We start from the raw sequence: 26,997 nt of genomic DNA, 5'->3' as shown, positions 1-26,997 counted from the left end.
CCGCCATCTATCGGCCTTGGAAATAATTTCAATAGCCAAACAGACTAAGCAGGCGATCACTGGCCAGCGGACCTGCACCGAGGCAGTGGCCGCCCCTGGAACAGGAGCGTTTCTTGACAGCCGGCCAATAGCGCTAAAACTTCAGGTGCAGATGACACGGACGATACGGAGATCCCCTGTGCGGATGAATACCGATAGCGACGCCGAACACGGCTCCCCTCTTCTACTCCTGCCCTGCTCCCCGACGGCCGACTGACGTCCCGGGACCTGCCAGAGGAAGCCGTGCATGCCCATCACGCAAAACACCCGCCTAGTACAAGTCGACAGTCCCCTTGGCGAAAACGTCCTGCTGTTGCAGGGCATGGAGGGCAGTGAAGAACTGGGGCGGTTGTTCCACTACGAACTGGACCTCACCTCCGAGGACCGTGCGATCAGGTTCGACCAGTTGCTGGGCAAGCCGATGTGCCTGGGCCTGGAACTGCCCGAAGGCGGCAGGCGCTACTTCCACGGCATCGCCTGCGGTTGCCGGCAACTGGCCGAGCATGGTCAGTTCGCGAGTTATCGCGTCAGCCTGCGGCCCTGGTTCTGGTTGCTCACCCGGACCTCGGACTGCCGGATCTTCCAGAACCAGAACGTGCCGGACATCATCAAGCAGGTGTTTCGCGACCTGGGCTTCTCCGATTTCGAAGACAGCCTGAGCACCAGCTATCGCCAGTGGGAATACTGCGTGCAGTACCGCGAGACCAGCTTCGACTTCGTCAGCAGGCTGATGGAGCAGGAAGGCATCTATTATTACTTTCGCCATGAGAAGGACCGCCACGTACTGGTGCTGGCCGATGCCTACGGCGCCCATGGCACCGCGCCAGGCTACGCGTCAGTGCCCTTCTATCCACCCGACCAGCAGATGCGCGAGCGTGACCACTTCTACGACTGGCAACTGGCACGGGAAGTACAATCCGGCTCGCTGGCGTTGAACGACTACGACTTCCTGCGTCCTCGCGCGAGCCTCGAAGTCCGCTCCAGTGTGCCGCGCAACCACAGCAACAGCGACCACTCGCTCTACGACTATCCCGGCGAATACCTGCAAAGCAACGATGGCGAGCATTACGCCCGCACCCGCATCGAGGCCATTCACAGCCAGTTCGAACGCGTGCAGCTGCGCGGGCGGGCCCGTGGCTTGGGTTCAGGCCACCTGTTCAAGCTGACAGGCTACGACCGTGCCGATCAGAACCGCGAATACCTGGTGGTGGTCGCCCGATACCAGATCCGTCAGGAAGCCTATGAAAGCGGGCAAGCGGAACTGGCCGAGCCATTCCTCAGCGAACTGGACTGCATGGACGCCAACCAAGTCTTCCGGCCCCTGCACCTGACCCCGATGCCCGTTGTCCGCGGCCCCCAGACAGCAGTGGTGGTCGGCCCCGATGGCGAGGAAATCTGGACCGACCAGTACGGCCGGGTCAAAGTGCATTTCCATTGGGATCGCCATGACCAGTCCAACGAAAACAGCTCCTGCTGGATTCGTGTCTCCCAGGCCTGGGCCGGCAAGAACTGGGGAGCCATCCAGCTCCCGCGGATCGGCCAGGAGGTGATCGTCAGCTTCCTCGAGGGTGATCCCGACCGCCCGATCATCACCGGTCGCGTATACAACGCCGAGCAGGCCGTGCCCTACAAACTGCCGGCCAATGCCACCCAGAGCGGAGTGAAAAGCCGCTCGAGCAAGGACGGCTCATCGGCCAACTTCAATGAAATCCGCATGGAGGACAAGAAAGGCGCCGAGCAGTTGTTCATCCACGCCGAGAAGAACCAGGACATCGAGGTCGAGAACGACGAAACCCATTGGGTCGGCCACGACCGCAGCAAGACCATCGATAACGACGAGACCGTGCGCGTCAAGCACGACCGCAGCGAAAGAGTGGACAACCACGAGAGCATTTCCATCGGCGTGAACCGTACCGAAGAGGTCGGCAACAATGAAAAAATCACCATCGGCGTCAATCGCACCGAACGCGTAGGCAGCAACGAAACCATCACCATCGGTGCCAACCGCACGGAGAAGGTCGGCGCCAACGAAGACATCACCATCGCCAGCCACCGGAGCGAAGACGTGGGCGGCAACGAAAGCATCGCCATTGGCGGCAACCGCGATGAAAGCGTCAAGGGCAACGAAAGCATCGAGATCGATGGCAACCACAGCAGCCGCATCGGCCAGAACGAATCCCGCGACGTGGGCCGCAATCGCGGTACCGAGATTGGCCAGGACGACCGCCTGGACGTTGGCAAGCACTTCATCCTCGACGCCGGCGACTCCATCAGCCTGACCACGGGCGGCGCCAGCATCACCCTGAAAAAAGACGGCACCATCACAATCAGCGGCAAGAACATCACCCTCGACGGCACCGGCGCCATCCACATCAAGGCCAGCCGGAATGTCGTCGTCAAGGGTCAGAAGATATTGCAGAACTAGCCATGGAGCCTGCGTCATGACCGTGCAATGCCTTCCTCCCGCCACCTGCGCCCCCACCCGGATGGACGGGGTCGTGCTGGGCGTACTGCTGGATGTGCCCAGTGCCCAGGCACCCGTGGTGGCCTTTCCCGGCTGCCCGCTCGCCAGCGGGCTGGTGGCCCGTACCACCACGGTGCTCGATCGCCAAGACATCGGCGCCCAGGTAGCCCTGATGTTCGAGGCTGGCGACCTTGCCCGGCCGCTGGTGATCGGGCGTATCCAGCGCCTGCCGGAAAGCGCGGCGCCTGCCGTCGCCCATCTTGATGGCGAGCGCCTGGAACTCTGCGCAGAACGGGAAATCGTCCTGCGTTGTGGCAAGGCCAGCATCACCCTCACCCGCGAAGGCAAGGTGCTGATCCGCGGTGCATACCTGTCGAGTCGATCATCGGGGGTCAATCGAATCAAGGGCGGATCGGTGCAGATCAACTGAGGCGACAGGGCCATGGAACTGATAAACAAGACTCGCCTGGAGGCCGGCTATACCACCTCCACCGACAAGACCGGCCGCGAGTGGCTGGTGCTGGTCGCCAAGGGCACCTATGGCATTCCCGAACACCACGGCCATGCGCCACGGCTGCTGGAGCAACAGTTGCCGCTGGTCATGGCGGATGTCTTTCCCGGCGCCCCCGGAGAGTCGCCGGCGTTGTACGAAAATGACTTTGCCCTGTACAAGCCGCGCTGCGATGTGCTGCTCAATGGCCACTGCCATGCGCCCAACGGGCAGCCCGTCACCCAGGTGAACGTGGCGCTGAAGATCGGCAGCCTGGTCAAGGCGTTCAAGGTCGTCGGGCCCCGGGTCTACGAGGCCGGGGCCTTCTCGTGTTCGGTTGGCGACCCCGCGCCGTTCGTCAGGATGCCCGTCAGTTATGCCCACGCATTCGGTGGCGTGGACAGGACACCTGCCGACGCCAGCCAACACAAATGGTATCCCTGGAATCACACCGGCGTTGGCTTCCATCCGGGCGCGCAGTTGGAGCAACTCCACGGTTTGCCCCTGCCCAATAGCGAGGAGCTGGACACCCCGGTTACCGACCCTGGGGGCGACTACCGGCCCATGGCATTCGGCCCGGTGGGCCGGGCCTGGCAGCAGCGCATCCACTGGGCCGGCACCTACGACCAGGCGTGGCTGGACCAGCAGTTTCCCTTCCTGCCGGAAGATTTCGACCTGCACTATTTCCAGTGCGCCCCCGAGGATCAGCAGATCGACTACCCCCAAGGCGCGGAAGAAGTGGCGCTGCTCAATCTCGATGCCCGAGGCAGGACCGCATTCCGGCTGCCGGCCAACCTCAAGCTTGCGATGCTGGTGGTTTTTCACGATGACAACGTCCGGGAAACCACAGCGGTGGTCGATACCATCCTGATCGAGCCCGATGCCCAACGCCTGGTCCTGACCTGGCGGGCGTCCTCGCCCCTGGGCCGCAACATCAGGGAAGTCGCCAAGGTGATCGTCGGGCAAAGGCTCGAGCGCTTCGAGCAAGCCCGGGCCCATGAAAGACGCATGCAGGGCAAACAGCACTTCAAGTCGCTGGACTTGTTGATCCGCTGGGCGACAGCCGCATCGTCCCCCGCACCCGAGGCGAGCTAAAACCCGTGGACGGTACCTCCCTGTTCGTCACCGGCATGGGCCTGACCTGCCCCGTCGGCACCAGCGTGGCCAGCGCGTGCGCCGCCAAGCGCGCCGGACTGTCGGCCTTGCAGGAGCTGCCATTGCTGGACAACGCGGCCGAACCCATCATTGGCGCCCAGGTTCCCGGTATTGACCTGGCCCTGCCCGCCCCCGTGCGCCTGTGCCATCTCATGCTGCAGGCGCTGGGCGAGTTGCTGGCAGGCACACCGCGACTGGACTGGCAGGCGATACCCTTCCTGCTGTGTCTGGCCGAGCCGGAGCGCCCTGGCGTGAACATCAGGGCCCTGGCCCAGACGATTATCCAGGAGCTGTCGGGCACGCTGGGCATCCAGGTCCACCTGGGCCACTCCAGGATCATTCCGACCGGGCATGTGGCGGCCATGCACGCCCTGGAAGAAGCTCGCCGGCTGATTCGCCAGACGCACGCGCCAGCCTGCCTGGTGGGCGGGGTCGACTCGCTCTTGGCGGCTTCGACCTTGCAATGGCTGGACCGCGATCGCCGACTGAAGACGGCGATCAACCGGGACGGCCTGTTTCCCGGCGAGGGTGCCGCGGCGATCCTGGTCCAGGCCCACAGCCTGCCTGGCACCTGCCTGCAGGTGGCGGGCCTGGGTGTCGGCCAGGAACCTGCCCCTTTGCTCTCCGGCAAACCGCTGCGCGGCGACGGTCTGGCCGCCGCCGCGCGCACGGCGCTGGCGCAGGCCCGGCTGGGTTTCCATGAAATCGATCTGCGCCTGTCCGATGCCACGGGAGAGCAATACGGGTTCAAGGAGCTTCCCCTGATGCAGGCCCGGCTGGCACGGGTCGTGAGAAAGGAGGACCAGCCGCTCTGGCACTGGTCCGAGGCCATGGGCGATACCGGGGCGATTGCCGGGATCATCCAGCTGATTCTTGCAGACCAGGCGCTGCGCAAAGGCTACGCCCCTGGAACAAATGCGATGTGCATGACTAGCGCCTTGGGCGGTGCACGGGCAGTTGCCGTGGTGCGCGACGCCAGGCCAACCGGGAGTCGATCATGAGCTGCGAGGTCTACGCCAACGGCGACGAGATTGCCTGCAAGGCAGGCGGCGGCAAGGTCATCGCCGCGTTCCCGGATGTGTGCCTGACGCCCCCGGCACCGCCGGCAGGGCCGATTCCGGTGCCTTATCCCGATACCTCCTATTCCCGGGACATGAAAAAAGGCAGCAGGACGGTGAAGATCAAGCGCAAGGAGGTGATGCTGAAGAATCTCTCCTACTACAAGACCTCGCCCCTGGGCGATGAGGCAGCGACCCGCAGCCAGGGGGCCGGGATCATCACCCATGTGATCACCGGCAAGACCTATTTCGTTTCGTGGACCCTGGATGTGCTGTTCGAAGGCCAGAACATCGACCGGCATACCGACCTCACCACGTCGAACCATGCCAGCCCGGTCGCCAATGCCGCGGTGCCCATGGTCAACACGGCCAAATATGCGCCGGTGCAACAGGATTCCAAGGTGCCGGGCAAGCACAAGTGTGAATGCTGTGGCGGCGCAGCCCACAGTGAAGCCCAGGCGAAAGGCCAATACCTCTCCGAAGACGAGTTCTACGACACTGCGCAAAGCCCGCAGAACGCGAGCCTGCTGGCCAAGGTCCGCGCCGATCCCAAGTGCAGGCACCTCCTGCCTCCTGCCGGGAAGGCGCCCAGTGGCTGCAACAAGTACTACAAGACCAGCATTCGCGAGAAAAAGAACATCGAGAACGACTGGGCGATGAACAGGCCCGGCTACATGGCCTGGCAAGGCGTACCGCCAGGAGAACCCGTCGCCCATCGGGTTCCCAAGGCGGCCGGCGGCTGCCCTGCCGGACAGGGAAACCTGGCGCCCACCGGTCGCAAGTGTGCCAAGCTCGAAACCCAACTCAGTGCATTGCAAGATTCGCGCGCCACTAGTTTGCGCAGGCCCTGAAAATGAATAGCAGCCACTACAAGTACACCGATCGCCCCGGCTTCCTCGAAGGCTGTTTCTACTGGAAAGGCCGTGGCTATCACTTCGCCGCTGCGCCCCCCGCCCAGTTGCTGGCGCCTGGCGCCTGGCAGGACGACGACCCGTGGATGGCCCTGGCCGCGATCCTGGAAAGCGCCAAGCGCGGGGACTTCAGCCATGTCTCCCGGCTCAGGGAGGTCATCCTGGATGAAGCCAGCGTGCCGACCCTGGTCAGCGCCTGCCTGGGCCTGACCGCCGATGCGGGACTGGAGTCCGACCTGGATTTCCTCGCCGAGCTGATGATCCAGGGCCCGGACCACCTGCGTATCGAAGCCAGCCTCGCGGCCCAGTGGTCGGGGGTGATGTGGCTGGTCCCGTTCATGGTCGAGGCCCGCTGCGCGCTCGAGCGCCAGGCCGACCGGGAAGCCGTGGAAGCCAATATCTCCAACCTGCTCGACCCTCTCGAAGGTGAACCCGAGTTCTACGACAGCGGCCTGGACGACGCGCAGTACCGGCACGCCGTGGATACGCGGCTGGCGCAACTGCAAGCGCCGCATGGCAACGACCGGCTCTCGATCCTCGCTGGCACCGTCGTCGATGTGAACCGCCAGGCCTGGCTCATGAGAAAGGCCCTGGTACCCAACGACCCGGACGCCTGGCTCGACTGGAGCAATTTCCTGCTCTGGAGGCGCACATTCGAGGTGTACTCGGGCATCGACTGCTCCAGCTTCTATGACCGCCATGGCCAGTTCCAACCCCTGAATGCCAGCGCCGTGCTGGACCAGTACCTGGCCTCCCCCCTGCAGTTGGACATCGGCAGGCGCTACTTCTTCGGTCGCCTGGTGGTGTAGCCGCCATGACATTCATTGCCTCGATGGTCGAACAACACGCCGAAGAAGCGGCTTTTCTCATCCTGCTCCACGATCACGCAGTGCGTGCGCCCCACTACGATCTGGATGACCTGGGGCGGCTGGACGAACGCATCGAAGCTCATCTGGATGGCTTGCGAATCGCTGGCCCCGCTGGTTTGCAGGTCCTGCGGACACAGTTGGGCCCGGATACCACCGGTGAAATGTTCGCCAGCGTGGTCCTGGCGTTCCAGACCCAGGATATGCAGGGCCTGGCGCGGCTGAACGAGCACCTCAAGGGGGCGACGGGCACTGAGCGTGGTTACCTGATGGCCCTGGGCTGGCTGGAATGGGAATACCTCTCGCCCTGGATCGAAGCCATGCTCGCGTCCTCCACGCCGTTGTTCCAGCGTCTGGGCCTGGCGGCCTGCAGCATGCACCGGCGGGATCCCGGCCCTACGTTGCAGACGGCTCTGGCCCATGCCGACCCCAGCGTGCTGGCACGTGCTGCCCGTACGGCCGGCGAGCTGCGACGGCGCGAACTGCTGCCAGCTCTCCATCGACACTGCCAGCATGGGGATGTGGCCACGCGCTTCTGGGTGAACTGGGCGAGCGCGCAGATGGGTGATGAACAGGCCCTGGAACCCTTGCGCCAGTTCGCCGAACAACCCGGTCAGTTCCAGTTCCGTGCGCTGTGTGTCCTGCTGGCCTGGCAACGACGCGAAGCCAGCATCAGCTGGATCTGCCAGCTGATAGAGAACCCCGGGCAGCTACGCACCGGCATCCGGGCCATTGGCCTGCTGGGCGATCCACTCAGCGTGCCTTGGCTGATCCAGCAGATGCACGACCTGCCGTACGCCCGGGTGGCCGGCGAGGCCTTCAGCCTGATAACCGGTGCCGACCTGGCGCTCCTCGACCTGGAACTGCGGGTGTTACCAGATTTCGATGTCGGGCCGAACGATGACCCCGAAGACCCCAATGTGTCGATGGACCCCGATGAAGACCTGCCCTGGCCGGACCCTGCGGCAATCGCCGCTTGGTGGTGCACCCATGGCGCCAGCTTGCAGACGGGTATCAGCCATATGCTGGGGCGCCAGCAGAGCGAAAGCAGCCTTTTGCACGCCCTTGCCCGAGGCCAGCAGCGCCAGCGCATCGCCGCGGCCTGTGCACTGGCGCGATGGCAGCCGGACCAGGCGCTGTTTCCCACCAGTGCTCCGGCCCGGCGACAAATGAGCTGCTTGCGCACGATGCAGGCCCCACACCAACACCACCCCTGAACCGGATACCTTGGCGGCTTGCCGGATCGCCTGCGCTCCCACGGGCTTGCGGTCTGACAGGAACCTGAGGCCGCCGGGCGGCTGCCTCATCTTGCGGGACACTGCGCGCAGTGTCCCGGCTATCCCACTGCATTGCGGCCGGTATTGGCCTTCAGGTCCCAGGCAATGTGCGGCCAGCGTTCACTGGATGATTTCGGCCTCGGTGGTGACGATCTTGTTCACCAGGCCATACTCGACGGCTTCTTCTGCACTCAGCCAGAAATCCCTTTCGGTGTCGGCGGCAATTCTTTCCAGCGGCTGGCCGGTGGCCTTGGCGAAGATCTTGTTCAGCCGGTCCTTCATCCAGAGGATTTCCTTGGCGTAGATCTTCACGTCCAGGGCCCGGCCCTGGAAACCGCCTGAGGGTTGATGCAGCAAGAAACGCGTGTTGGGCAACGAGTAGCGGTTTTCCTTGTCTGCCGCGACATAGATCAGCGAGCCCGCACTGGCCACCCAGCCGGAACCGATGGTGATGACCTTGGGCTTGATGAAGCGGATGGCATCGAAAATCATGTCGCCGGATTCCACATGGCCACCCGGGGAGCTGATGAACACCATGATCGGGTCGTCGCTGAGGTGGGCCAGCGCATGCAGTTGCTGGACGGCGACCGTCGCCATCTTGTGATTGACTTCGCCGGTGATGAATATCTTTCTTGCCGCGATGGTGCTGTCCAACAGCTTGCCGCTGAGGCTGGTGGAAGCACTGGCGGTCTTTTTCTTCATCGAATAAACGCATAGGGGTTCCTGCTGTCATTAGGGACATGGGGTGCCTGGAGAAAATCAACCGCTTGAGTCTAGCCATGGCTCATGCCGCTGCCAGTGGACAGCAAGCCGTTCCCGGACCTTGCCGGTGCTTGGGCCAGCGGCGATTGAAAGCATCTGCCAAAAGGTTTGTGCCAGATCACTGCGGGCCGGGAAGCGAGACCCCCATGAAATCCAGGTACCTGGAGAGCAGTTCCTTGTTCATCAGCGGCGTGGCAATCCCGCTGCCCTCGAGGAAGCGATCGGTATTGGCCCGCTCGAAGTAGTAGGTCATCTCGTAGACCTCCACCAGGGACTTGCCCGGCACCACTTCTTCGGTGAACAGGCTCAACAAGCTGTAGAGCGGGCTGTGTTCGTTGTAGCGCCAGAGTTCGAGCCAGTCACGAAAGTGCGCGGGCTTGAGGTCCAGCTCGAAAATCTCGTTGAGCCGTACGAAGAAGTCCGAGACCGAAAGATCATTCACCGGGTCGGGCACCATGTGGAAGTAGCGTCCCACTGCTTGCCGATTCTTGGCGATGTGGACGATGGCCTTGGCGACGAAGTCCACGGTGACCAGCTGGTCCTTGAGTCCCATGATCATCGGGTAGGTGCCCAGGGACAGGCAGCACCGGACGAAACTGCCCCACCACTGGTTCATTTCCGTCGCCCCGGTCTGGCCGTTGCACATCACGAACCCCAGCCGGATACCGATCACAGGCAGGCCCTTGCGCTTGGCCTGCTCGAGGACTTTCTCCATGACCCACTTGCTTCTGACGTAGTTGGTATCACGACAGACCACCGGCAGGTTCTGGTGGATGTCCTCGTCCTCGGACATCCAGGTCTTGCCGGTGAGCAGGTAGCCCCAGCTGAAGACCGCGACAGTGGAGCAAGCCACCAGGTACTTGAGCTTGGTAGTGGTGGCAAAGCGGATCACCTGCTGCAGGCCGTCGACATTGACCGCCTTCATGATGGGATACGGCTTGATGTAGTTGACGTTGCCGCCAGTGTGGTAGATGACCTCCAGCTGTTGCGCGAGCTCCTGGTACTCGGCGGCCGGCAAGCCCAGGTGCTCCAGGGTGAAGTCCCCTACCACCGGCCTGATCCGGGCAGCTTCGCGTTCGGGCCAGGCCAGCTTGTATTTGCCGAGGGTGAAGCGTATCCGCTCCATGGCGTGCGCGGCACTTTGCGCGCGCACCAGGCAGTAGATCTGCGCCGAGGTCTGCTGCAGTAGTTCAAGGAGCAAATGCGCCCCGACGAACCCTGTGGCACCGGTGAGGAACACCTTGCCAGGGTTGGCCAAGACTCCGGGATCGATTTGCGTCGGATAGTCATGGTCGGCTTCCAATTGGATGTCGCCAAGCAGCTGCTGGGTCGAGAGCTGCTGTTTTTCCTCGAACGTCAAAGGTTGCTGGCCGTGCCGGGAGCGAAGCTCGGCGGCCAGGCCCGCGAGGGTCGGGTGCAGGTAGAGATCGATCAGCTTCAGGTGTTTCTTCATGCTCTCAGGCAAGGCGGCGAGCACCCGGACCACGCCCAGTGAATGACCGCCCAGCGCGAAGAAATCGTCCGTGGGCTCGACCTCGGGTACCTGTAGGACATGGCGCCAGATAGCGGCGAGGATACCCTCGATGTCGTCATCGGCCAGGGCGTGCAGCGACAATGGCTCGTCGGTGGGCAACGCCTCGAGCGCCCGCCTATCCACCTTGCCGCTGAAGGCCAGCGGTAGCTGGTCGAGGATCACGATCTTATCCGGCACCATGTAGGCCGGCAGCGTCTGCTGCAGGGTCTGGCGGATATGCGGCTTGAACCGCAAGCCACTGTCCTGCGCAGCACTGTGCAAAGTCACGAAAGCCGCGAGGATCGGCTGGCCGAACTGGGCATTGACGGCCACCACTGCCGACTCCCTCACACCTTCGAGCAGATTGATCGCAGCTTCGATTTCTCCCGCCTCGATGCGAAAGCCACGGACCTTGAGCTGGGTGTCATTGCGACCGATGAACTCGAGGTTGCCGTCGGCAAGGCGCCGCACCAGATCGCCGCTGCGGTAGGCACGCAGGCTGGCAGGCCCGGCATCCGAGTCGATATACAGGAACTTTTCACCGGTCTGCTCCGGTCGGCCAAGGTACTCCTTGGCCAGCTGCGCGCCAGTGATGAACAGCTCCCCGACTTCGCCGTCAGGTGTTGGATGCAACATTGCATCCAACACCTGGAACCCCACCCCAGCCAGGGGCTGGCCTATGGTTCTTACGCTCTGCCCCGCCTGGTAGGCATGACAGGTCACCGCGATGGTGCTCTCGGTGGGTCCATAGGCGTTGTACAACTTGACCTTGTCGGCCCAGTACAAGAACACGTTTTCCGCGCAGGCCTCCCCTCCGACGCCAATGCTGCGCAAATCGCCGATCGGTTCTTCGGTGGGCAGCGATGCCAGGATGGTCGGCGTGATCATGGTGATGGTGTCGATGTGATGATCCCGGATGAAATCGAGAATCGGCGCACCCAGCACCTTGTTGTCCGGATACAAGTACAGCGTGGCGCCCACCAACAGCGGGATCCACAGGTCCATGAAGGAAGCGTCGAAGGTATAGGAAAGCAGTTGTATGACCCGGTTCTTCTCGCCGATACCGGTGATCCTCGGGAACGCCAGCGCGAAGTTGTGGACCGCACTGTGCTGCACCGCCACACCCTTGGGTTGCCCTGTGCTACCGGAGGTGTAGATGACGTAGATCAAGTCCTGGAGCCCGATGACCGTGTGCAGGTCGTGCGCTGGATGATCGGCGATCAGCGGAGCCTGGACCGGCTCGCCCGGCACCACCAGCCGCCCCCGATAGACCTGGAGCTTTTCCACCAGCTCTTGGCTGGCGATCAGAAATTGCGCATCGGTGTCCTGGAGGATGAAGGCCAGGCGGGCTTCGGGATAGTCCGGGTCGAGCGGGACATAGGCCGCGCCGGTCTTCATGACCGCCAGCATGAACAACGGTCGATCCAGGGATTGTGTGGCACAGATCGCCACCAGCGATCCCCGGCTGACACCGAGATCGAGCAGGTGCCTGGCCAGACGATTGGCCCTTTCATTCAACGCTTGGTAAGTAAGGTTTTCAGATCCATGGAATACTGCCGGCTTCTGTGCCTGTAATTCGGCCTGGCGCTCGAACAGTTCGACGACGGTAATGGCTGGTGCATGCTCCATTGCGTTCTACCTCCATGAAGACCGATGGGCCCTGGGCTGAAACCGCCCCGCATAGAACAACGGTCTTGACGATCATCGCGAAGAACACCGGGCCAATCTGCCCGTCATGGACCCACGGATGGGCTGCCTGGTGTTCAAGAACCCCCCAGGCAGCGGACCTACGCCCTGGAGGGAAGCTGGAAGCCTAGCTGCGCGACGATGAGGCTGCGCTGGATACCATTCCTGAGGCGATGGGCGGGACTGGCGGTTTGCGTCGATGGCGTATCGGCCAGGAGGCCAAGGACTCCAAGCGCCGTAGAGCGCCGAGGACCAGCCTGGAGCAGGTTTGGCCGTCGAAGATCCGCGGCACTGCGCCTGTGTCGCAAAGCCAGCGAAGATTCAGCCCGAAAGGGACTTGCCCCGCCCTGCTTTCACCAGGACCAGCCGCCGCGGGCCAGCTCCTGTTCGCAACTGCGGTATTGGGCGCCGAACAGCGAGGCCCGGGCCTGGACCTTGAGCGATACGTTCTTCAGCCAGGGCTTGGCGTCGTAGCTGCGGTTGCGATAGCCGCCCCAGCCTTCGTGGTAGTTCAGGTACTGGCCGTAGGCGTCCCACTTGGACGTGCGGTTGACGTTGTAGCTCTTCTGCATGTACCAGCCCATGAAGTCCAGGGCATCGGCGAAGTTGTCGCGGCTCGCCCCCCAGCCGCCGGCGTCCTTCTTGTAGTCGGCCCAGGTTTCGTCCTTGGCCTGGGCGTAGCCGTAGGCGGTGCTGACCCGGCCCCAGGGGATGAAGCCCAGGAAGTAGTAGCGAGGTGGCAAGGCGTCGTGCTTGAACGACGACTCCTGGTACATCATGGCCATGGGCACCTGGATCGGGGCGCCCCAGCGCTGGTTCATCTTCAGCGCGGCTTCGTACCACTTGGGCTTCTCGCGAAAGATCTCGCAGAGATTGTCGGGGTTGGCCGGGGGCTTGGTGGCGCAACCGGCCAGGGCCAGGAGCAGGACGGGGGGCAAGAGCCGAAGCATGGAGGGGACTATTCCTTTGGCACGGGCCTGGTGCAGCCCTTCGGGCGAAGCTTTATACACACTTTGCCATCAGCCGGCGATACGCCAGCGCGCAGCGCTGTGTTGCCCCTGCTTGACCTCAGCGGGAAATCGCCATCCAACCTGCGCAACCGGTCATGATCCCGGCCGAGGTGCGGTTCAGGCGCTGCATGGCCCTGGGCGACTGGATCGCCCGCTTGATCCGCGCCCCGGTCACCAGGTACGCCAGTTGGATACTCAGGTCGATGCCGACTCCCAGTGCAGTGATGAAGGCCACTTCCGACCAGGACAGCGCCGTCAGGTCGAAGGCATGGGGCAGCACCGCACCGAAGAACACCACCGCCTTGGGGTTGCTCAGGGTCAGCAGCGCTCCGGCGAGCAGCCCACGGCCGGCCGAGCGCTTGGGCAGCTCCTCGGGCTGCGCGGGGTTCTTCGACCACAGCTTCCAGGCGATGAACAGGATGAAGGCCACGCCGAGCCACTTGACGCCGATGAACAAGTACTCGAAGCGCAGCGCCAGCGCCGCCAGGCCCAGGGTGGCCACCAGCAGCCAGAGCGCATTGCCCAGGACCATGCCACCGATGAACGGCAAGGTGGAACGGGCCCCGCGCGCCACCACCTGCCCCAGCATTGCGGCCTGGGCCGGGCCGGGAATGGCCGCGGCAATGGCGAACGGTACGGCGAAAAACCAGATCGAGGCAGTCACGCTCATCGACGAAATCCCCCGGGTCACTGCGATGTCGGCCTGGATATTCGCACCGAGGCAGCCGCTTGGGCAATGCCCGCTCCAGTGACGGCGCAGGATTCACGATGGGGCTTGGCCTGCGGGCCACAGGGGCACTGCATCAGCCCCCGGCAAGAACCTCCCGGGCGCACAGCAACAAGCCGTCGACCACCGCGGAAGGCGTTTGTGCACGGGTGGCCAGGCCCAGGGTCGCCCGTGGCTGTTCCAGGGCCAGCTGGCGAAAATTCAGTCCGGGACGGGCCATCCGCTGCATCGAGGCCGGCACCAGGGCAATGCCCATGCCGGCCGACACCAGGTTGACCGCCGACGACACCTGGGGGGCCTGTTGGTGGATCAGCGGGCTGAAGCCCCGCGCCCGGCAAGCGCTGACTATCTCGGCGCTCAGGCCGTAGCCGGATTTGCGCGAATAGAGGATGAAGCGCTCATCGCGCAGGTCCGCAAGATCCAGGCGCTCGCGAGCGAGCAAGGGATGGCCATCGGGCAGCACCACCATCAGCGGCTCTTCACTGAGGACCTGGAATGCCAGGTCGCCACCCCCGGCAAAAGGCGGGCGGACGATGGCGGCATCGATCTGTCGCTCCAGCAGCCGGCCGACCAGGGTCTCGCTGTTGCCCTCCACCAGGTTGATCTGCACCTGCCAATAGCGCTGCTGGTAGAGACGCAGCAACGCGGTCATGCCCTCGTTGAACGAGGCCGACTCGGTGAACCCCAGGGTCAGGCTGCCGATCTCCCCGCGCGCGGCTCGCAGTGCCCTCACCTTGGCCTCTTCGGCCCGGGCCAGGATGTCCCGGGCACAAACCAGGAAGGTCTTGCCGGCATCGCTGAGAACGATGCCGCGGCCCTGGCGGTGAAACAGCGGCGTGCCGATTTCCTCTTCCAGTGCGCGGATCTGCTGGCCCAGCGGCGGTTGGGCGATGTGCAGGACCTGGGCCGCCTTGGTCAGGCTCTGGGCCTCGGCGGTGGCCACGAAGTAACGCAGGTGTCGGAGCTCCATGGAATGTTCTACGTTCTTATTTTGGATAATTAGAATATTAGACATAACAAATGCCCAGGACCAAGCTTTGCCTATCCAAGCAACGACACCCGCCAGCCCTGGGAGGCACCATGAAAAACACAAGGAAACTACGCGATCTGTTGGCCAGCGGCGAAAGCCTGGTAGCCCCTGGCGTCTACGACGGGCTCTCGGCGCGCCTGGTGGAGCTGGCCGGCTTTTCAGCCGTCTACGCCAGCGGCGGAGCCATCGCCCGCTCCTCGGCGCTGCCGGATATCGGCCTGTTGAGCTTCAGCGAGGTCCTGGAACGCGTGGAGAAGATCGTCGACGGCAGCGCTTTGCCGGTGATCGCCGATGCCGACACCGGGTTCGGCGGCAGTGCCAACGTCGAACGTACGGTACGTGCCTTCGAACGTGCCGGGGTGGCGGCACTGCACCTTGAAGACCAGGCGTTTCCCAAGCGCTGCGGGCACCTGGACGACAAGTCGCTGATCGATACCGAGCAGATGTGCCGCAAGCTGCGCGTCGCCCGCGAGGCCCTGGACGATCCGGACCTGGTGTTGATCGCCCGTACCGATGCGATCGCCGTCGAAGGCTTCGACGCCGCCCTGGAACGGGCGCAGCGTTATGTCGAGGCCGGTGCCGACATGATTTTCGTCGAGGCCCCGGAGACTCTCCAGCAGATCCGCGAAATCGCTGCCCGGATCCCCGGGCCCAAGCTGATCAACATGTTCCATGGCGGCAAGACCCCGATGATGCCGGTCGAGGAACTGGCGGCCCTGGGTTATCAGCTGGTGATCATCCCTTCCGACCTGCAACGCGCGGCCATCCATGCCACGCAGCAAGTCCTGGCGCAGATCAAGCGCAGCGGCGACAGCTCGGCGCTGGCCAGCCAGTTGGTGAGTTTCCAGGAGCGCGAGCGCATCGTGCGCACCAGCCGCTACCTGGAGCTGGACCAACGCTGATCGCCGCGCCGCCCGAACAGGCCATAGCGGTCCCAGCGATACGGCGCCAGGTCGATTGCCGGCTGGCGCCCGGCCACCAGGTCGCTGACGATCCGCGCCGAGCCGCAGGCCATGGTCCAGCCCATGGCACCGTGGCCGCAGTTGAGTAGCAAGTTGCGCACTTGGCAGGTGCCGAGGAACGGCAGGTTGTCCGGGGTCATCGGCCGCTGTCCGAGCCATTGCGTCGCAGTAACGCCCTGCAGCTGCGGGCAGACCTGCTCGGCGAAACGCTGCAGGGCGGCAAAGCGCTGCTGGATCTTGCCCGGTCCGGGTTGCCCGACATCGGCGAACCCGGTGAAACGCAGGGTCTGGCCGAAGGCCGCCCAGGCTACCTTGTGCGGGATCGACACCGCGCCGACGCTCGGTCGCGGGATCCGGCCCAGGGGATAGGACAGCGAGTACCCGGTCACAGGGTGAATCGGCAAGCGCAGCCCCAAGGGGGCCAGCAAAGGTGCCGAAGCCAGGCCGGCGGCGACCACCACGGCATCGGCGCGCCGCCGGCCCTGGTGGGTCCGCACCCCCACCGCCACCCCGGCTTCGACCTCGACCGCCAGCACCTGCTCAGCGAAACGCGCCACGGCCTTGGTCACGCAAGCACGCTCGATGGCCGCCTGGGCATAGCGGGCTGCATCTCCGGTGCCATCCCGGGCGCAATAGACACCCTTGGCAAAACCCACCCGGGCCTGGGCCAGGAGCGGCTCGCGCTCCAGCACCTGCGCTGCATCCAGCTCGGCGAACGGCTCTCCCGCCGCTTGCAGCAACTGGCCGTCGTGGGCACCGGGCCCCTGCCCCGGCCCGTACAGATAAAGGATGCCGGCCTGGCGGCCGCCATAGTCCTCGACTGCCACGCCGCCCTGGGCGAACAACAGGTCCCGCGAGTAACTGGCCAGGGCCAGGGCCGCCCGGGAGTTGGCCAGCCAGCGGGACTCGCTGGCCTCGCCGGCGAACAGCACCGCCCAACGCGCCAGGGCGCCGCTCCACGGGCCGTGGATGCCAATGCCATCGCCCAGGCCCAGCAGGGACTTGAGCGCAACCCCGACGACCCCTGGCTCGGCCCAGCTGAAGCAGTGTCCGGGAGACACCAGGCCGGCGTTGGCGAAGCTGGCACCGGTAGCCGGCCGACCAGCCGCTTCGATGATCTCGACGCTATGGCCCGCCTCGGCCAGCGCCAGGGCTGTGGCCGCGCCGCTGATACCGGCGCCCACGACAATGATGTGCATGCAATGTCCTTGTATTGGAGAAGGTGCGGCCCGGGCCGCAAGTACTGCCAGGCGCTAGAGATGCCCAGCGTCCACCAGCGCGGCGACCCGGTTCCGGGCGCGACGCTGGTTGAGCAGATAGCAAGCGGAGATGCCCAAGGTCCAGAACGCCCCGGCATACAGCGAGACCCGGGTCTTGGGGTCGTAGCCGAGCATGAACACCACGAAGCCGACGAACAGCAGGCAGATGATCGGGGTGATGTGCGCCAAGGGCAGCGGGAACTCCCGGGGCTGGCCACGCTGGCGGCGCCGGAACGCCAGGTAGGTGGCGGCGATCATGCCCCAGGTCCAGGCCACGTTGAACGCCAGCAGTGACATCATGTAGCCGAAGGCCCGGTCCGGCACCAGGTAGTTGAGCACCACGCCCAGGGCCATGCAGGCCACGGTGGCATATACCGCGCGAGCCGGGATGCCGTTGCCCCGGACCTTGGTGAACAGTCGCGGGGCCTGGCCTTCATCGGCCAGTTTCTTGAGGATCCGCGCGCCGCTGAACAGGATGCAGTTGAAGCTCGACAGAGCGGCGGTGATCACCACGAAGTTGATGATGCCGGCCGCCTGGCGAATCCCCAGGCGTTCGAAGGTGGTGACGAACGGACTGCCCTGGGTGCCGATCTGGTTCCAGGGATAGATGGCCAGGATCACCGCGATCGCCGCCACGTAGAACAGCAGGATGCGCCATACCACCGAGTTGATGGCCCGGGGGATGGTCTTGCGCGGGTTGTCCGATTCGGCCGCGGCGATGCCGATCATCTCCACGCCGGCAAAGGCATAGGCGACGATGGGCAAGGCCAGCAGCAGCCCGCTCGCGCCATGGGGAAACCAACCGCCGTGCTGCCACAGGTTGGACACGCCCAGGGGCACCCCGGCATTACCCCAGCCGACGAAGATCATCATGCCGCCGCCGACGACCAGGGCGAGGATGGTCACCACCTTGATCAGGGCGAACCAGAACTCGGCCTCACCGAAGGCGCGCACCGCCAGCAGGTTCAGCGCACAGATCGCCGCGATCGAGGCGCAGACCCAGATCCACTGCGGTACCTCGGGAAACCAGCTTTTCATGTAGATGCCCACGGCCGTGGACTCGGCCACGCCGACCCCGACCATCAGGATCCAGTAGTTCCAGCTGGAGAGAAATCCCGCGTAGGGGCCCAGGTAGTGGTGGGCGTAGGCGGCAAACGAACCGGACACCGGGTTGTGCACGGTCATCTCGCCCAGGGCGCGCATGATCAGGAAGATCACCCCGCCGCTGAGCACGTAGGCCAGGAGTACCGAGGGCCCGGCGGACTGGATGGCCGATGCCGAGCCGAGGAACAGACCGACGCCGATGGACATGCCCAGGGCCATGAAGGACAGCTGGCGCGAGCTCAGGAGTTTGTTTGCCATGTGGTTGATGCCTGCTTGATAGCCTGATTGTTATTGGTTGTTAGCTTCTAAGCCGCGACCGGGGCGAGGCATCGCTCCTGTCATCGCGGTTGGCTGCACGCTCGGTCCCTGAGTGCCTTGCCCCTCCTGACCTTCCTGCATGGAGGTGCGCTTCGCATAATTTGCGTATACGCAAACCCAATGAGACAACTGCACAGGATTTTTTGCAAACATAATTTGCGTATACGAAAATTTAGCGGCCTGCTCGACCCGCCAGGATGCCCCGGTAACAGCCACGCGATCGCCAGGCGTCGCGCCGCTTACCGGCAGGCAAAGAGGATGTTTCACAAGGGGTGGAGCCTCCCGGGCTGGCGCCGGGCCTCAGTGACCGGGCAAGTCCTGGCCCTGGCGAGCCAGCAGGATTTGCTCGCTCTCGGCGGTGATGACCCCGATGACCTTGGCCAATGACTTGCCGACGCTGATATAGGCGTGGCCGATGCGGCTGTCGAAATATAACGAATCGCCCTTGTCCAGGGCGGCCACCTCACCGGTTTCGAAGTGCACCTGGACCTTGCCCGAGATCACGTAGACGAACTCCACGCCGGCATGCCGGGCGAAATCCTCGGGGCCATTGACCTGGCGCGCATGGATGGTGCCGAGCACCGGGTTGATGGGCTTGCCCTTGGCCGCCGTGGCCAGGAACTCGTAGGTGAACGACAACCCGCGGTAGGCCACGCCTTCCCCGGAACGGGTGATAACCGGGCCCTGCCCGGCCGGCGGTTGTTCGTAGGCATGGGAAAACAGCGTGCCCATGTCCAGTTGCAAGGCCTGGGCCAGGGCCGCGACATTCTCGTAGCCCAGGGCCAGTTGGCCGCGCTCGGCCCGGGATATGGTAGTGATCGAGACATTGGACCGGGCGGCGACCTGGGCCAGGGTCCAGCCCAACTGTTTGCGCGCAGTGCGCAAGCGAATGCCCAGGGTCTCGGGGTTCAGCAGGTTGGGAGCTGCGGCGGCGCGGGAGGTCTTGCTGTTCACGGCTTCTCCTTCGAAGGCCCGGCATTCTAGCACCTATCCCCCGGTGCTCCGGAACCTGCCGGGAAAGCGCAGATACAGCTGCGACCATGGGGGAAGGACGGTGGATTGCGCAAGTTATTTTCTTTATACGCAAATCCACCAGCAGTTAACCAGTCTTCTCCAGCCTGGGGCCATGAGCTAGAGCAAGGCCGCCACTTGTTCGGCCGTGGCCTTGGCCGATTGCGGGTTCTGCCCCGTCACCAGGCGGCCATCGACCACCACCTTGGTGGTGAACGGCAACCAGGCCTTCTCGTAGCGCGCCCCGCGCTGCTTCATCAGTTGCTCGACGTTGTACGGCACCTTGCCTGCCACGCCCGCCAGCACCTCCTCGATCCAGGCGTAACCAGTCAGGCGGCGACCCTCCACCAGCAGCCGGCCGTCGCTGAGCCGCGTGTTGAGCAACCCGCAGTAGCCGTGGCAGACCGAAGACACGATGCCGCCCTGCTCGAAGATCTCCCGGGTCAGGCGTTGCAGGCCCGGGTCGTCGGGGAAATCCCACATCACTCCATGGCCGCCGGTGAAGTAGATGGCATCGAAGTCCGCGCCCTGCAACTCATCTGGATGAGCCGTGTGGGCCAGGCGCTGCACGCTCGCCGGATCCTCCAGCCAGGCCTTGGCCGTGCCATCGAGCAGCGGCCACTTCAACGCCCTGGGCTCCAGGGGCGAGGCGCCGCCCATGGGGCTGACCAGGCGTTGCTCATGCCCCCTGGCGGCGAAGACCTGCCAGGCGTGGGTCAGCTCCCCCAGCCACAACCCGGTGGGTTGGCCGGGGTCGGCGTAATGGGCGACGTTGGTGACGACATGCAAGATGCGCTTAGCCATCCATAGGTACTCCGCAGTGCCGGACTGGCAAAAGGTTAGTCCACCAAGCTGGCAAACGCCTGGCAGGCGAGCTGGACGGATGCCGCCCTGGTCACGCGGGAGCACCGTCATTTGCCTGCTTGACATTAAGGTTAAGTTGAACGTTAGGGTCTTTCCGACCCCGGCCGGCACCGAGCGAACGGACGCCGGCCTTGCCCGGGGTATTCATCAGCGTGATGCACTCTCTGGAGAACTGGAACGTGAAACTTGCAACTGTCACCGCAATGGCCGGCGCCCTCCTGGCCCCCCTGGCAAGCCCCGTGCTGGCGGACGCCACGGGCCATGCCGAAACCACGATGATCGATATCGCCGGCCATCCGGTGCCGGTGCTCAAGGGCGGCCTGTACGACCGCTATCGCTCCAACCCGCCGCTGTCGGTGATCGAGGCCGAGGCGCCGGGGATGGACCTGAGCTGGTTCAAGCAACTGGCCAAGACCCGGGTCGACATGGGCTTCGAGTCCTACTCGCCGAACTTCTACTACAAGAACAGCCGTATCACCGCGGTCTATACCGCTGACCTGGCACGCCTGCGCGAGCTGATCCCGGCCGAGGTGCTGGCCCAGGTCCAGCCGCTGCAAGTCTGGCCTGGTCGCGGGTTGGTGGCCTTCACCGCCTACACCTACGACTACTGCGACAACGACAGCTACAACGAAATTGCCCTGTCGATCATCACCAACAAGCCGGGCAAGTCCAACCTCGGCCCCCTGACCCTGGTCGGCCAGTCCATCTCCAAGGACTTCTGGGGCTACGTGCTCAAGCTGCCGGTGAACACCGAACTGGCCCGGGTGCGTGGCGTGGTGGGCTATAACCTGCCCAAGTGGCTGACCGACATCAGCCGCCGCGAAGAAGCCCAGAGCCTGTCCTACGACATCATCGACAGCCAGACCGGCAACGTCGACGTGATCTTCAAGGGCAGCAAGCTTGCGGACCTGTCCCACGACGTCGGCATGGTGACCAACAGCTTCACCAACCTTGACCACAACGGCCAACTGGCCTACGGCTACGCCACCTCGCGCCAGACCAGCCATGCCTCCAGCAGCAGCGCCGACGCCGCGCGCCTGATCCTCGGGCAAGGCAGCCTCTCCGACTACCTGCGCTCGCTGCAGTTGGGCAAGTTGGTGAAATACGAATACGTGCCCGAGTTCCAGAGCGCGCTCTATGCCCCCCAGCCCCTGGCCAGCCTGAACGATAGCCACTGATCCCAGGTGTCCTGACGTGACCGGGACCGACCGCCAAGACGGCGGTCCCGATGGCCGCCGATCACTCGATGCGTATCTGGCCCGAGCCCGGCAGGCTGCTGACCAGTCCGGCTCCCAGCAGCTTCGCCGGGGTGTACGCGCCCCCCGCGGGGCGCTCGCCCGCCAGGTACTCGACCACTGCCAGGGCGCCACTGACGGTCAGGCTGTAGACATTGGCGGTGTGCACCCGGGCCACCTTGCGCTGGCCCTGGGCATTACGCGCCTCGCCCCACACATAGGTGCCCTGGTCGGCCCGCTTGGCATCGTCCGGGCCGGTCACGGTCTTGCCGATATGCGCCTTGAGGCGCTTCTGCACCCAGGCCAGGCCCAGCAGCGGACGGACCAGGTTGGCCCACCTGGCACCGCGGATCATCCCGGCCGACCCAGGGAGGAAGACCTCGATATTGGCAATGCCGGTGGTGTAGTAGGCGGTGGATACGTCGCCCCAGGGAATGGTCATGGCGAGCTTTTCACCGGCGCCGAAATCGATGCGCCGCACCTGGTAGGCCAGCGGCACCGTGACGATCTTGCCGTCGCGCCGCACCTTGCCACCCTGGGCCATGCCCTCCACCGAGGTCTTGGCCGTACCGGGCGAGAAGCTCGAGCGCGAGTCGAAGCCCAGGGCCAGGTGCGTGGCATCGGGCAGTGCCGCCTTGAGCGCGGCGGCGATGCAGTCGGTGGGGATCACGTCGAATCCCACGCCCGGGCAGATCACCACGCCCGCTTCCCGGGCTCGCAGCCCCAGGGCCTGGGCATGCTCGAAGACGGCGATTTCGCCGGTGATGTCCAGGTAGTGGGCCTTGGCATCCAGGCAGGCCTGCATCATCGGCGCGGCGGTGGCCGAGAATGGCCCGGCGCAATGCAGGACCAGGTCCATGTCCTGGATGCGGGCCGCCAGCTGCGCTTCATCGAGCCCGAAGACCCGCGCCTCCAGGCCCAGCTCCCGGGCCAGCGGCTCGACCTTGTCACGACTGCGCCCGGCCAGCACCGGGCGCAAACCGCGCTGGTGCGCTTGGCGGGCGATCAGCTCGCCGGTATAGCCATAGGCGCCGTAGATCATCCATTGCATCGGTTCGGCTGGGCTGGATCGTTCGTTCATGGTGCGGCTCCTGGCAGGGTTGGGCGAGGCGGCACGCTGCCCTCCTCGATCTGGCTGCGACGCTAACCTTCAAGCCTGGTTCAGGGTCAAGGGGCAAGCCCGGCTCGCCCCGTCCTGCTCAAGGATAGAAAAGCAACAGGCCGAATACCGCGAACACGGCCAAATGCATGAACCCCTGGAGCGGCGAGGTGCGCTGGCCGCCGAAGCTCACCAGGGTGAGCCCGACGGTGATGGCGAACAGCAGCATCTCGGCGGCCGACAGCCCCATGATCACCTGCTTTTGGGTGATCAAGCCGATCACCAGCACCGCCGGCACTGTCAGCCCCACGGTGGAAACGAAGGCGCCCAGGCACAGGTTCAGGGTGCGCTGCATCTCATTGTTGCAGGCGGCCTTGATCGCCGTGATCGACTCGGGGGTGAAGACGATGATCGCGATCAGTACGCCGCCAACCGCCACCGGTGCCCCGGCCTGGGCGATGCCGTAGTCGGTGACCACCGCCAGGTAATGGGCCAGCAGGACGATGGGCAGGATGAGCCCGAGCAAGACCAGGGTACGCAGGAGCATTTCCCGGGGATTGGCCGGCGGCTGCGCATCGGCATCGGTGCCGGCCTGGGCCTGGGGAAGGTGCAGGCGACCGGCCGGCGGCTGGACGAAGAATCGCCGGTGGCTGCCCACCTGTAACCACAGGAACGCGCCGTACAACAACACCGTGATGGCCGAGATGCCCATGGCCTGGGTGGCGCTGAACTCGCCGGCCCCGGACGTGAAGTTCGGCAGCAGCAAGGCGATGCCGGTGAGCAGCACGATCATCGAGAGGTAGCAACCCGCGCCCTGGGCGTTGTACTCCTGCTCGCCGTTGCGCGCAGCTCCAGCCACCAGGCACAGGCCGATGACCAGGTTCATGATGATCATCATCACCGCGAATATCGAATCCCTGCCGATGGTCGGCAGCTCTCCCGGCCCCAGGAGCATGGAGGCGATCAATATCACTTCGATCGAAACGATGGACAGGGTCAGGATCAACGTGCCGTAGGGTTCGCCCAGTTGCCGGGCCAGGTGGTCGGCCTCATGCACCACGCCGAACGCAGCGGCGAGGATGGTGCAGAACAGCAGCAGGAACACCCAGCTGGCGGTCAGTGGCTGCAAGGGCGCGGCCAGCAGCTCGCTCCCCTGGAAAAAGAACAGGCCCACCACCAGCCAGGAGCCGGCAAGGCGCAGGACTGTGGACAACGGCACTACTCGAGAAAGTTCACTCATGTCGGTCTCATCTTCGGTTCATTGCACAAGCAACATGGCCCAGGCCATGTCCGGTTCGCGGTGAATCACTGGCTGGCACGCCCCCTGTCCGGCGTTGCAGGGGCACGCCGGCGGGTAAGCCACGCCGGGCCTGGGCACAGGCGCGCAGCAACCGCGCGGCATGACGAAGAGGCTCGTGCGCAGCACAAGGGATGGAGCAGGCAGGGAAAGTATCGCGGGGACGCTGGCCATGGGGGCTTGCTCAGCAGCTTCGGGCCGTCCCGCATGTCGATCCTGGCCCCGGGGCCGTCCCCGGGCAGGTGGTTGAACGCGCCATGGAAACGGCGCTGCGGCGCACTCTAGCATCGGTGTGCCTGTCGATTCCAGGCTCAATTCCTGCGAATCCCGCGGCATTCAACCTGCGAATCTTGCTTCTGCAAGCCGGCGAATGCAGACGCACGATTTATGGTGGCGGGGGTTATCCGAACTTGCCACAGGCGAGGTACACATGCGATCTGCCCATGGTGGCGAAGCTTTATCCCCCGGAATCGAGCGCCTGGATTTTGGCCGGGTCTCGGTGTTCTTCGGCAACCGCCACGGCAAGTACCCGGACGGCAATCAGGTGACGATCCGCGGGACGGACACCCTGGCGGCCTTCGATACCCCCATCGTCGCCAACTGCATCGGCCCCTGGTTCGATGCCACCGAGCTGGTGGTCCTGGGCCATGTCCACGAGGACCACATGGCCGGCCTGCATCGCCTGCCCCGGGCCAGCGTCCACGTCCACCAGGCGGACCTGGCCGCGGCCCGGAGCTGGGAGGGCCTGGCGGCAGCGTTCGGGATCAGGGACCCGGAACAGGCCCGGGTCATGCTCGAGTACTTGCAAGGACAGTTCTCCTACGCCCCGCGTCCGGATGCCCAGGGCTACCAGGACGGCGCCTGCTGGGACCTGGGGCGCTCCAGGGTCCGCGCCTTCCATATGCCCGGGCATACCGCCGGGCATACGGTGCTCCTGGTCGAGCCCGAGGGCGTGGCCTTCATCGGCGACATCGACTTGACCGGCTTCGGCCCCTACTACGGCGACGCCACATCCAACCTGGGGGATTTTCGCCGCAGCTTGCAACGCTTGCCGGAGATCCCGGCCAAGGTCTGGGTCACTTCGCACCACCGGGGCGTCTACACCGACCGCGAAGGCTTCCTCAACGCCCTGGCGGCGTTCGCCAGCAAGCTCGACGAGCGCGAGAACCGGCTCCTGGCCTGGCTCGACGAACAACCACAAGCACTCGAACAACTGGTGCAACGCGGGCTGCTGTACCCACCGGGACACGCCGCGCCCTGGGTGGCGAGCGCCGAGCGCCGCACCATCGCCCAGCACCTGGCCGAGCTGCATCAGGCCGGCCGGGTGCAGCAGGACGAACAAGGACGCTACCACCTCGGCTGAGGGTGTCCGGATGGCTGCGCGCTACGTTCGAGGTTCGGCATGCAGCCCACCGAGCGTCCGGCACCTGATCAAGCGTGACTGGCCACCAGCACGCCCATGCCGATCATGGCCAGGATCTGCGTGAAGAAGAACGCGAAACGCCAGCTGGCAACCTTGTCGGTCTGTGGCAGGCAGATATGCACCAGGCTCTGGGCCATGCGCGCAGCCAGCATCAGCAGTGCCAGGCCATCCAGGGCGCCGCTGGTGACGGCCGATACATGGATCGCCAGCACGATGGCGCCATACACCGGCAGGTTCTCCACGCAATTGCGGTGTGCAGCCATGGCCCGCTGGTACCAGTCGCTGCCCTGGGGCTTGCCCGGCTGCCACTCGCTCACCGTGGCGCGACCGGTCAGGATGCGCGACCAGCGATAGACGCCGACCGTGCCGAACAAGATGAGCAACGTCCAGCTGGCAAATGCCAGCAGGACCCAAGTGGGCGTATTCACTCTGGACCTTCCTGATTGATGGATAATAGCGGGGTTTGCACAGCACTCAAGGTGCTGGCAGGCTCACGACGCTCCGGTGGCCTTGAGCCCGAACCATAATATTAGAATTATCTAAATTAGCAATTGCTAATTTAATGGATTACCTGTTCCCATGACTCCAGAACCCATTGGCGACGACGAGCGTTTTCTCGCCGAAGGCGCACAGAAAGCCGCCACTCTGCTGCGCGCAATCAGCAATGAATACCGCCTGCAGGTGCTATGCCTGCTGATCGAGCATGGGGAAATCACCGTGGGTGGCCTGCTGCAGCGCATCGCGCTGAGCCAGTCTGCCCTGTCCCAGCACCTGGCGAAGATGCGCGAGGAAGGCCTGGTGGCCTTCCGCCGCGAAGCCCAGACCCTGTACTACCGCATCGACAATCCCGACGTGGCGAAGATCATCGCCACCCTCAAGAGCATCTACCGCCCCTGATGACCACTCGCCGGCCCTATACCCGCGCGATCACCAGTTGTTCGAAGACCGGTGCCCGCAGGCGGTCCGTGCGCCCGGCGAAGTAACGTTGCTCCAGCTCGGCCGGTGCGACCAGTAGCGCCTCGGCAAACCCCAGTTCCAGCAGCCAGTGCTGCAACTGCCCGGGGTCGAAGCGGCTGATCCAGGGTTCGCCGCGAGCGGCCGCCAGGCTGGAAAACACCTGCACCGCCTCCTGGTCCAGGCCATCGAGCCCTGGATCCTTGATGATGAAACTCATCACCAGGCCACTACCGGCCGGGAGCGCCAGCACATCTTCCAGGGTGCGCTGGATCGCCACCCGCTCCAGGTACTGGGTGACGCCGAGCCAGGACAGGAAGGTCGGCACTTGGGGATCGAAGCCGACGGTTTCCAGGCCCTGGCGCAGGGTCACGCGCTCGAAATCCATGGCACAGAAGCTGAGGTTGCGTGGAATGCCGATGCGCGCCGCGTGCAGGTAACCGCGCTTGCATGCCTGGGAGGCCGGATGGTCGACCTCGATCA

24 protein-coding genes are annotated in these 26,997 nt (G+C 64.6%); 11 read left to right on the top strand and 13 right to left on the bottom strand.

The window, feature by feature from the left end; translation table 11 throughout:
* Positions 1-286: 286 nt before the first annotated feature.
* From ACK6AU_RS20245 to ACK6AU_RS20215, 7 genes are read left to right on the top strand one after another with little or no spacing between them, the layout of a single operon-like run.
* Positions 287-2,464: a type VI secretion system Vgr family protein gene (locus ACK6AU_RS20245; protein ID WP_185700584.1), complete on the top strand. Its 2,178-nt coding sequence runs from the start codon at positions 287-289 to the stop codon at positions 2,462-2,464.
* A 16-nt stretch (positions 2,465-2,480) separates the two neighbouring features.
* Positions 2,481-2,933, top strand: a complete 453-nt coding sequence (locus ACK6AU_RS20240) for a DUF6484 domain-containing protein (protein ID WP_085599387.1) — start codon at positions 2,481-2,483, stop codon at positions 2,931-2,933.
* A 12-nt stretch (positions 2,934-2,945) separates the two neighbouring features.
* Complete coding sequence (locus ACK6AU_RS20235; protein WP_185700583.1) at positions 2,946-4,088, top strand: DUF2169 domain-containing protein; 1,143 nt, start codon at positions 2,946-2,948, stop codon at positions 4,086-4,088.
* A gap of 5 nt (positions 4,089-4,093) precedes the next feature.
* The gene (locus tag ACK6AU_RS20230) at positions 4,094-5,149 is read left to right on the top strand and encodes a beta-ketoacyl synthase N-terminal-like domain-containing protein (protein ID WP_409300973.1); all 1,056 of its coding nucleotides are present in this window, start codon (positions 4,094-4,096) and stop codon (positions 5,147-5,149) included.
* Positions 5,146-6,057 (top strand): DUF4150 domain-containing protein, encoded by a 912-nt coding sequence (locus ACK6AU_RS20225; protein WP_409300971.1) that lies wholly within the window; start codon positions 5,146-5,148, stop codon positions 6,055-6,057. Before ACK6AU_RS20230 ends, ACK6AU_RS20225 begins: the two co-directional genes overlap by 4 nt.
* A 2-nt stretch (positions 6,058-6,059) precedes the next feature.
* A complete protein-coding gene (locus ACK6AU_RS20220) occupies positions 6,060-6,926 on the top strand; it encodes a hypothetical protein (RefSeq protein ID WP_185700580.1) in 867 nt (288 codons plus the stop codon).
* A gap of 5 nt (positions 6,927-6,931) precedes the next feature.
* On the top strand, positions 6,932-8,200 hold the full coding sequence (locus ACK6AU_RS20215; RefSeq protein WP_185700579.1) for a TIGR02270 family protein: 1,269 nt from the start codon (positions 6,932-6,934) through the stop codon (positions 8,198-8,200).
* 180 nt (positions 8,201-8,380) lie between these two features.
* Here the strand turns inward: ACK6AU_RS20215 and ACK6AU_RS20210 are convergent, their stop codons facing one another.
* The 5 genes from ACK6AU_RS20210 to ACK6AU_RS20190 all read right to left on the bottom strand — a co-directional run bounded on the left by ACK6AU_RS20210 (position 8,381) and on the right by ACK6AU_RS20190 (position 14,928).
* The gene (locus ACK6AU_RS20210; RefSeq protein ID WP_409300968.1) at positions 8,381-8,962 is read right to left on the bottom strand and encodes an ATP-dependent Clp protease proteolytic subunit; all 582 of its coding nucleotides are present in this window, start codon (positions 8,960-8,962) and stop codon (positions 8,381-8,383) included.
* 178 nt (positions 8,963-9,140) lie between these two features.
* Positions 9,141-12,164 carry an amino acid adenylation domain-containing protein gene (locus ACK6AU_RS20205; protein ID WP_409300966.1) on the bottom strand — a complete coding sequence of 1,008 codons (3,024 nt, stop codon included), beginning with the start codon at positions 12,162-12,164 and terminating at the stop codon, positions 9,141-9,143.
* Between the two features lie 410 nt (positions 12,165-12,574).
* Entirely contained in the window at positions 12,575-13,171 is a 597-nt protein-coding gene (locus tag ACK6AU_RS20200; RefSeq protein WP_185700576.1) for a hypothetical protein, read from the bottom strand.
* Positions 13,172-13,289: 118 nt separating this feature from the next.
* Positions 13,290-13,901 (bottom strand): LysE family translocator, encoded by a 612-nt coding sequence (locus tag ACK6AU_RS20195; RefSeq protein ID WP_409300964.1) that lies wholly within the window; start codon positions 13,899-13,901, stop codon positions 13,290-13,292.
* A 133-nt stretch (positions 13,902-14,034) separates the two neighbouring features.
* Positions 14,035-14,928, bottom strand: coding sequence for a LysR family transcriptional regulator (locus ACK6AU_RS20190; protein WP_409300962.1), 894 nt, complete (start codon positions 14,926-14,928; stop codon positions 14,035-14,037).
* A gap of 110 nt (positions 14,929-15,038) precedes the next feature.
* Between ACK6AU_RS20190 and ACK6AU_RS20185 the strand changes: the two genes are divergently transcribed.
* Positions 15,039-15,890, top strand: a complete 852-nt coding sequence (locus tag ACK6AU_RS20185; RefSeq protein WP_185700573.1) for an oxaloacetate decarboxylase — start codon at positions 15,039-15,041, stop codon at positions 15,888-15,890.
* Here ACK6AU_RS20185 and ACK6AU_RS20180 read toward each other — a convergent pair.
* The 4 genes from ACK6AU_RS20180 to ACK6AU_RS20165 all read right to left on the bottom strand — a co-directional run bounded on the left by ACK6AU_RS20180 (position 15,866) and on the right by ACK6AU_RS20165 (position 20,446).
* On the bottom strand, positions 15,866-17,149 hold the full coding sequence (locus ACK6AU_RS20180; RefSeq protein WP_409300960.1) for an FAD-dependent oxidoreductase: 1,284 nt from the start codon (positions 17,147-17,149) through the stop codon (positions 15,866-15,868). The genes ACK6AU_RS20185 and ACK6AU_RS20180 overlap by 25 nt on opposite strands.
* 54 nt (positions 17,150-17,203) lie before the next feature.
* The gene (locus ACK6AU_RS20175; protein ID WP_409300958.1) at positions 17,204-18,571 is read right to left on the bottom strand and encodes an amino acid permease; all 1,368 of its coding nucleotides are present in this window, start codon (positions 18,569-18,571) and stop codon (positions 17,204-17,206) included.
* Between the two features lie 360 nt (positions 18,572-18,931).
* The gene (locus ACK6AU_RS20170; RefSeq protein WP_409300956.1) at positions 18,932-19,585 is read right to left on the bottom strand and encodes a helix-turn-helix domain-containing protein; all 654 of its coding nucleotides are present in this window, start codon (positions 19,583-19,585) and stop codon (positions 18,932-18,934) included.
* Positions 19,586-19,762: 177 nt separating this feature from the next.
* Entirely contained in the window at positions 19,763-20,446 is a 684-nt protein-coding gene (locus ACK6AU_RS20165) for a type 1 glutamine amidotransferase domain-containing protein (protein ID WP_409300954.1), read from the bottom strand.
* Between the two features lie 239 nt (positions 20,447-20,685).
* Between ACK6AU_RS20165 and ACK6AU_RS20160 the strand changes: the two genes are divergently transcribed.
* Complete coding sequence (locus ACK6AU_RS20160) at positions 20,686-21,684, top strand: acetoacetate decarboxylase (ADC) (protein WP_185700568.1); 999 nt, start codon at positions 20,686-20,688, stop codon at positions 21,682-21,684.
* Positions 21,685-21,745: 61 nt separating this feature from the next.
* Here ACK6AU_RS20160 and ACK6AU_RS20155 read toward each other — a convergent pair whose 3' ends face one another.
* The gene (locus tag ACK6AU_RS20155; protein ID WP_409300952.1) at positions 21,746-22,822 is read right to left on the bottom strand and encodes a saccharopine dehydrogenase family protein; all 1,077 of its coding nucleotides are present in this window, start codon (positions 22,820-22,822) and stop codon (positions 21,746-21,748) included.
* 118 nt (positions 22,823-22,940) lie between these two features.
* A complete protein-coding gene (locus ACK6AU_RS20150) occupies positions 22,941-24,080 on the bottom strand; it encodes a calcium:proton antiporter (RefSeq protein WP_409300950.1) in 1,140 nt (379 codons plus the stop codon).
* Positions 24,081-24,567: 487 nt separating this feature from the next.
* Here ACK6AU_RS20150 and ACK6AU_RS20145 point away from each other — a divergent pair, with 487 nt between their 5' ends.
* Complete coding sequence (locus ACK6AU_RS20145; RefSeq protein ID WP_185700565.1) at positions 24,568-25,500, top strand: MBL fold metallo-hydrolase; 933 nt, start codon at positions 24,568-24,570, stop codon at positions 25,498-25,500.
* A gap of 68 nt (positions 25,501-25,568) precedes the next feature.
* On the opposite strand, the gene ACK6AU_RS20140 is transcribed toward ACK6AU_RS20145, so the two are convergent.
* Complete coding sequence (locus ACK6AU_RS20140) at positions 25,569-25,988, bottom strand: MAPEG family protein (RefSeq protein ID WP_185700564.1); 420 nt, start codon at positions 25,986-25,988, stop codon at positions 25,569-25,571.
* 151 nt (positions 25,989-26,139) lie between these two features.
* Here ACK6AU_RS20140 and ACK6AU_RS20135 point away from each other — a divergent pair, with 151 nt between their 5' ends.
* Positions 26,140-26,457, top strand: a complete 318-nt coding sequence (locus tag ACK6AU_RS20135; RefSeq protein ID WP_185700563.1) for a metalloregulator ArsR/SmtB family transcription factor — start codon at positions 26,140-26,142, stop codon at positions 26,455-26,457.
* Between the two features lie 16 nt (positions 26,458-26,473).
* Here the strand turns inward: ACK6AU_RS20135 and ACK6AU_RS20130 are convergent.
* Positions 26,474-26,997 (bottom strand): class I SAM-dependent methyltransferase (locus tag ACK6AU_RS20130; RefSeq protein WP_409300947.1); only part of this gene is annotated, 524 nt, incomplete at its 5' end.

It is taken from the genome of Pseudomonas sp. KCJK8993, assembly GCF_046230915.1.
Taxonomy (GTDB): Bacteria; Pseudomonadota; Gammaproteobacteria; order Pseudomonadales; family Pseudomonadaceae; genus Aquipseudomonas; species Aquipseudomonas piscis.
Note: the sequence above shows the minus strand (reverse complement) of the source record. Positions and strands in the feature narration are given on the sequence as shown.

Coding starts and splice junctions, on each gene's coding strand:
- ACK6AU_RS20195 (WP_409300964.1), bottom strand. CDS start 13,901: ATGAGCGTGACTGCCTCGATCTGGTTTTTCGCCGTACCGTTCGCCATT.
- ACK6AU_RS20215 (WP_185700579.1), top strand. CDS start 6,932: ATGACATTCATTGCCTCGATGGTCGAACAACACGCCGAAGAAGCGGCT.
- ACK6AU_RS20145 (WP_185700565.1), top strand. CDS start 24,568: ATGCGATCTGCCCATGGTGGCGAAGCTTTATCCCCCGGAATCGAGCGC.
- ACK6AU_RS20210 (WP_409300968.1), bottom strand. CDS start 8,962: ATGAAGAAAAAGACCGCCAGTGCTTCCACCAGCCTCAGCGGCAAGCTG.
- ACK6AU_RS20135 (WP_185700563.1), top strand. CDS start 26,140: ATGACTCCAGAACCCATTGGCGACGACGAGCGTTTTCTCGCCGAAGGC.
- ACK6AU_RS20155 (WP_409300952.1), bottom strand. CDS start 22,822: ATGAACGAACGATCCAGCCCAGCCGAACCGATGCAATGGATGATCTAC.
- ACK6AU_RS20190 (WP_409300962.1), bottom strand. CDS start 14,928: ATGGAGCTCCGACACCTGCGTTACTTCGTGGCCACCGCCGAGGCCCAG.
- ACK6AU_RS20225 (WP_409300971.1), top strand. CDS start 5,146: ATGAGCTGCGAGGTCTACGCCAACGGCGACGAGATTGCCTGCAAGGCA.
- ACK6AU_RS20240 (WP_085599387.1), top strand. CDS start 2,481: ATGACCGTGCAATGCCTTCCTCCCGCCACCTGCGCCCCCACCCGGATG.
- ACK6AU_RS20185 (WP_185700573.1), top strand. CDS start 15,039: ATGAAAAACACAAGGAAACTACGCGATCTGTTGGCCAGCGGCGAAAGC.
- ACK6AU_RS20245 (WP_185700584.1), top strand. CDS start 287: ATGCCCATCACGCAAAACACCCGCCTAGTACAAGTCGACAGTCCCCTT.
- ACK6AU_RS20235 (WP_185700583.1), top strand. CDS start 2,946: ATGGAACTGATAAACAAGACTCGCCTGGAGGCCGGCTATACCACCTCC.
- ACK6AU_RS20220 (WP_185700580.1), top strand. CDS start 6,060: ATGAATAGCAGCCACTACAAGTACACCGATCGCCCCGGCTTCCTCGAA.
- ACK6AU_RS20175 (WP_409300958.1), bottom strand. CDS start 18,571: ATGGCAAACAAACTCCTGAGCTCGCGCCAGCTGTCCTTCATGGCCCTG.
- ACK6AU_RS20165 (WP_409300954.1), bottom strand. CDS start 20,446: ATGGCTAAGCGCATCTTGCATGTCGTCACCAACGTCGCCCATTACGCC.
- ACK6AU_RS20205 (WP_409300966.1), bottom strand. CDS start 12,164: ATGGAGCATGCACCAGCCATTACCGTCGTCGAACTGTTCGAGCGCCAG.
- ACK6AU_RS20150 (WP_409300950.1), bottom strand. CDS start 24,080: ATGAGTGAACTTTCTCGAGTAGTGCCGTTGTCCACAGTCCTGCGCCTT.
- ACK6AU_RS20200 (WP_185700576.1), bottom strand. CDS start 13,171: ATGCTTCGGCTCTTGCCCCCCGTCCTGCTCCTGGCCCTGGCCGGTTGC.
- ACK6AU_RS20180 (WP_409300960.1), bottom strand. CDS start 17,149: ATGCACATCATTGTCGTGGGCGCCGGTATCAGCGGCGCGGCCACAGCC.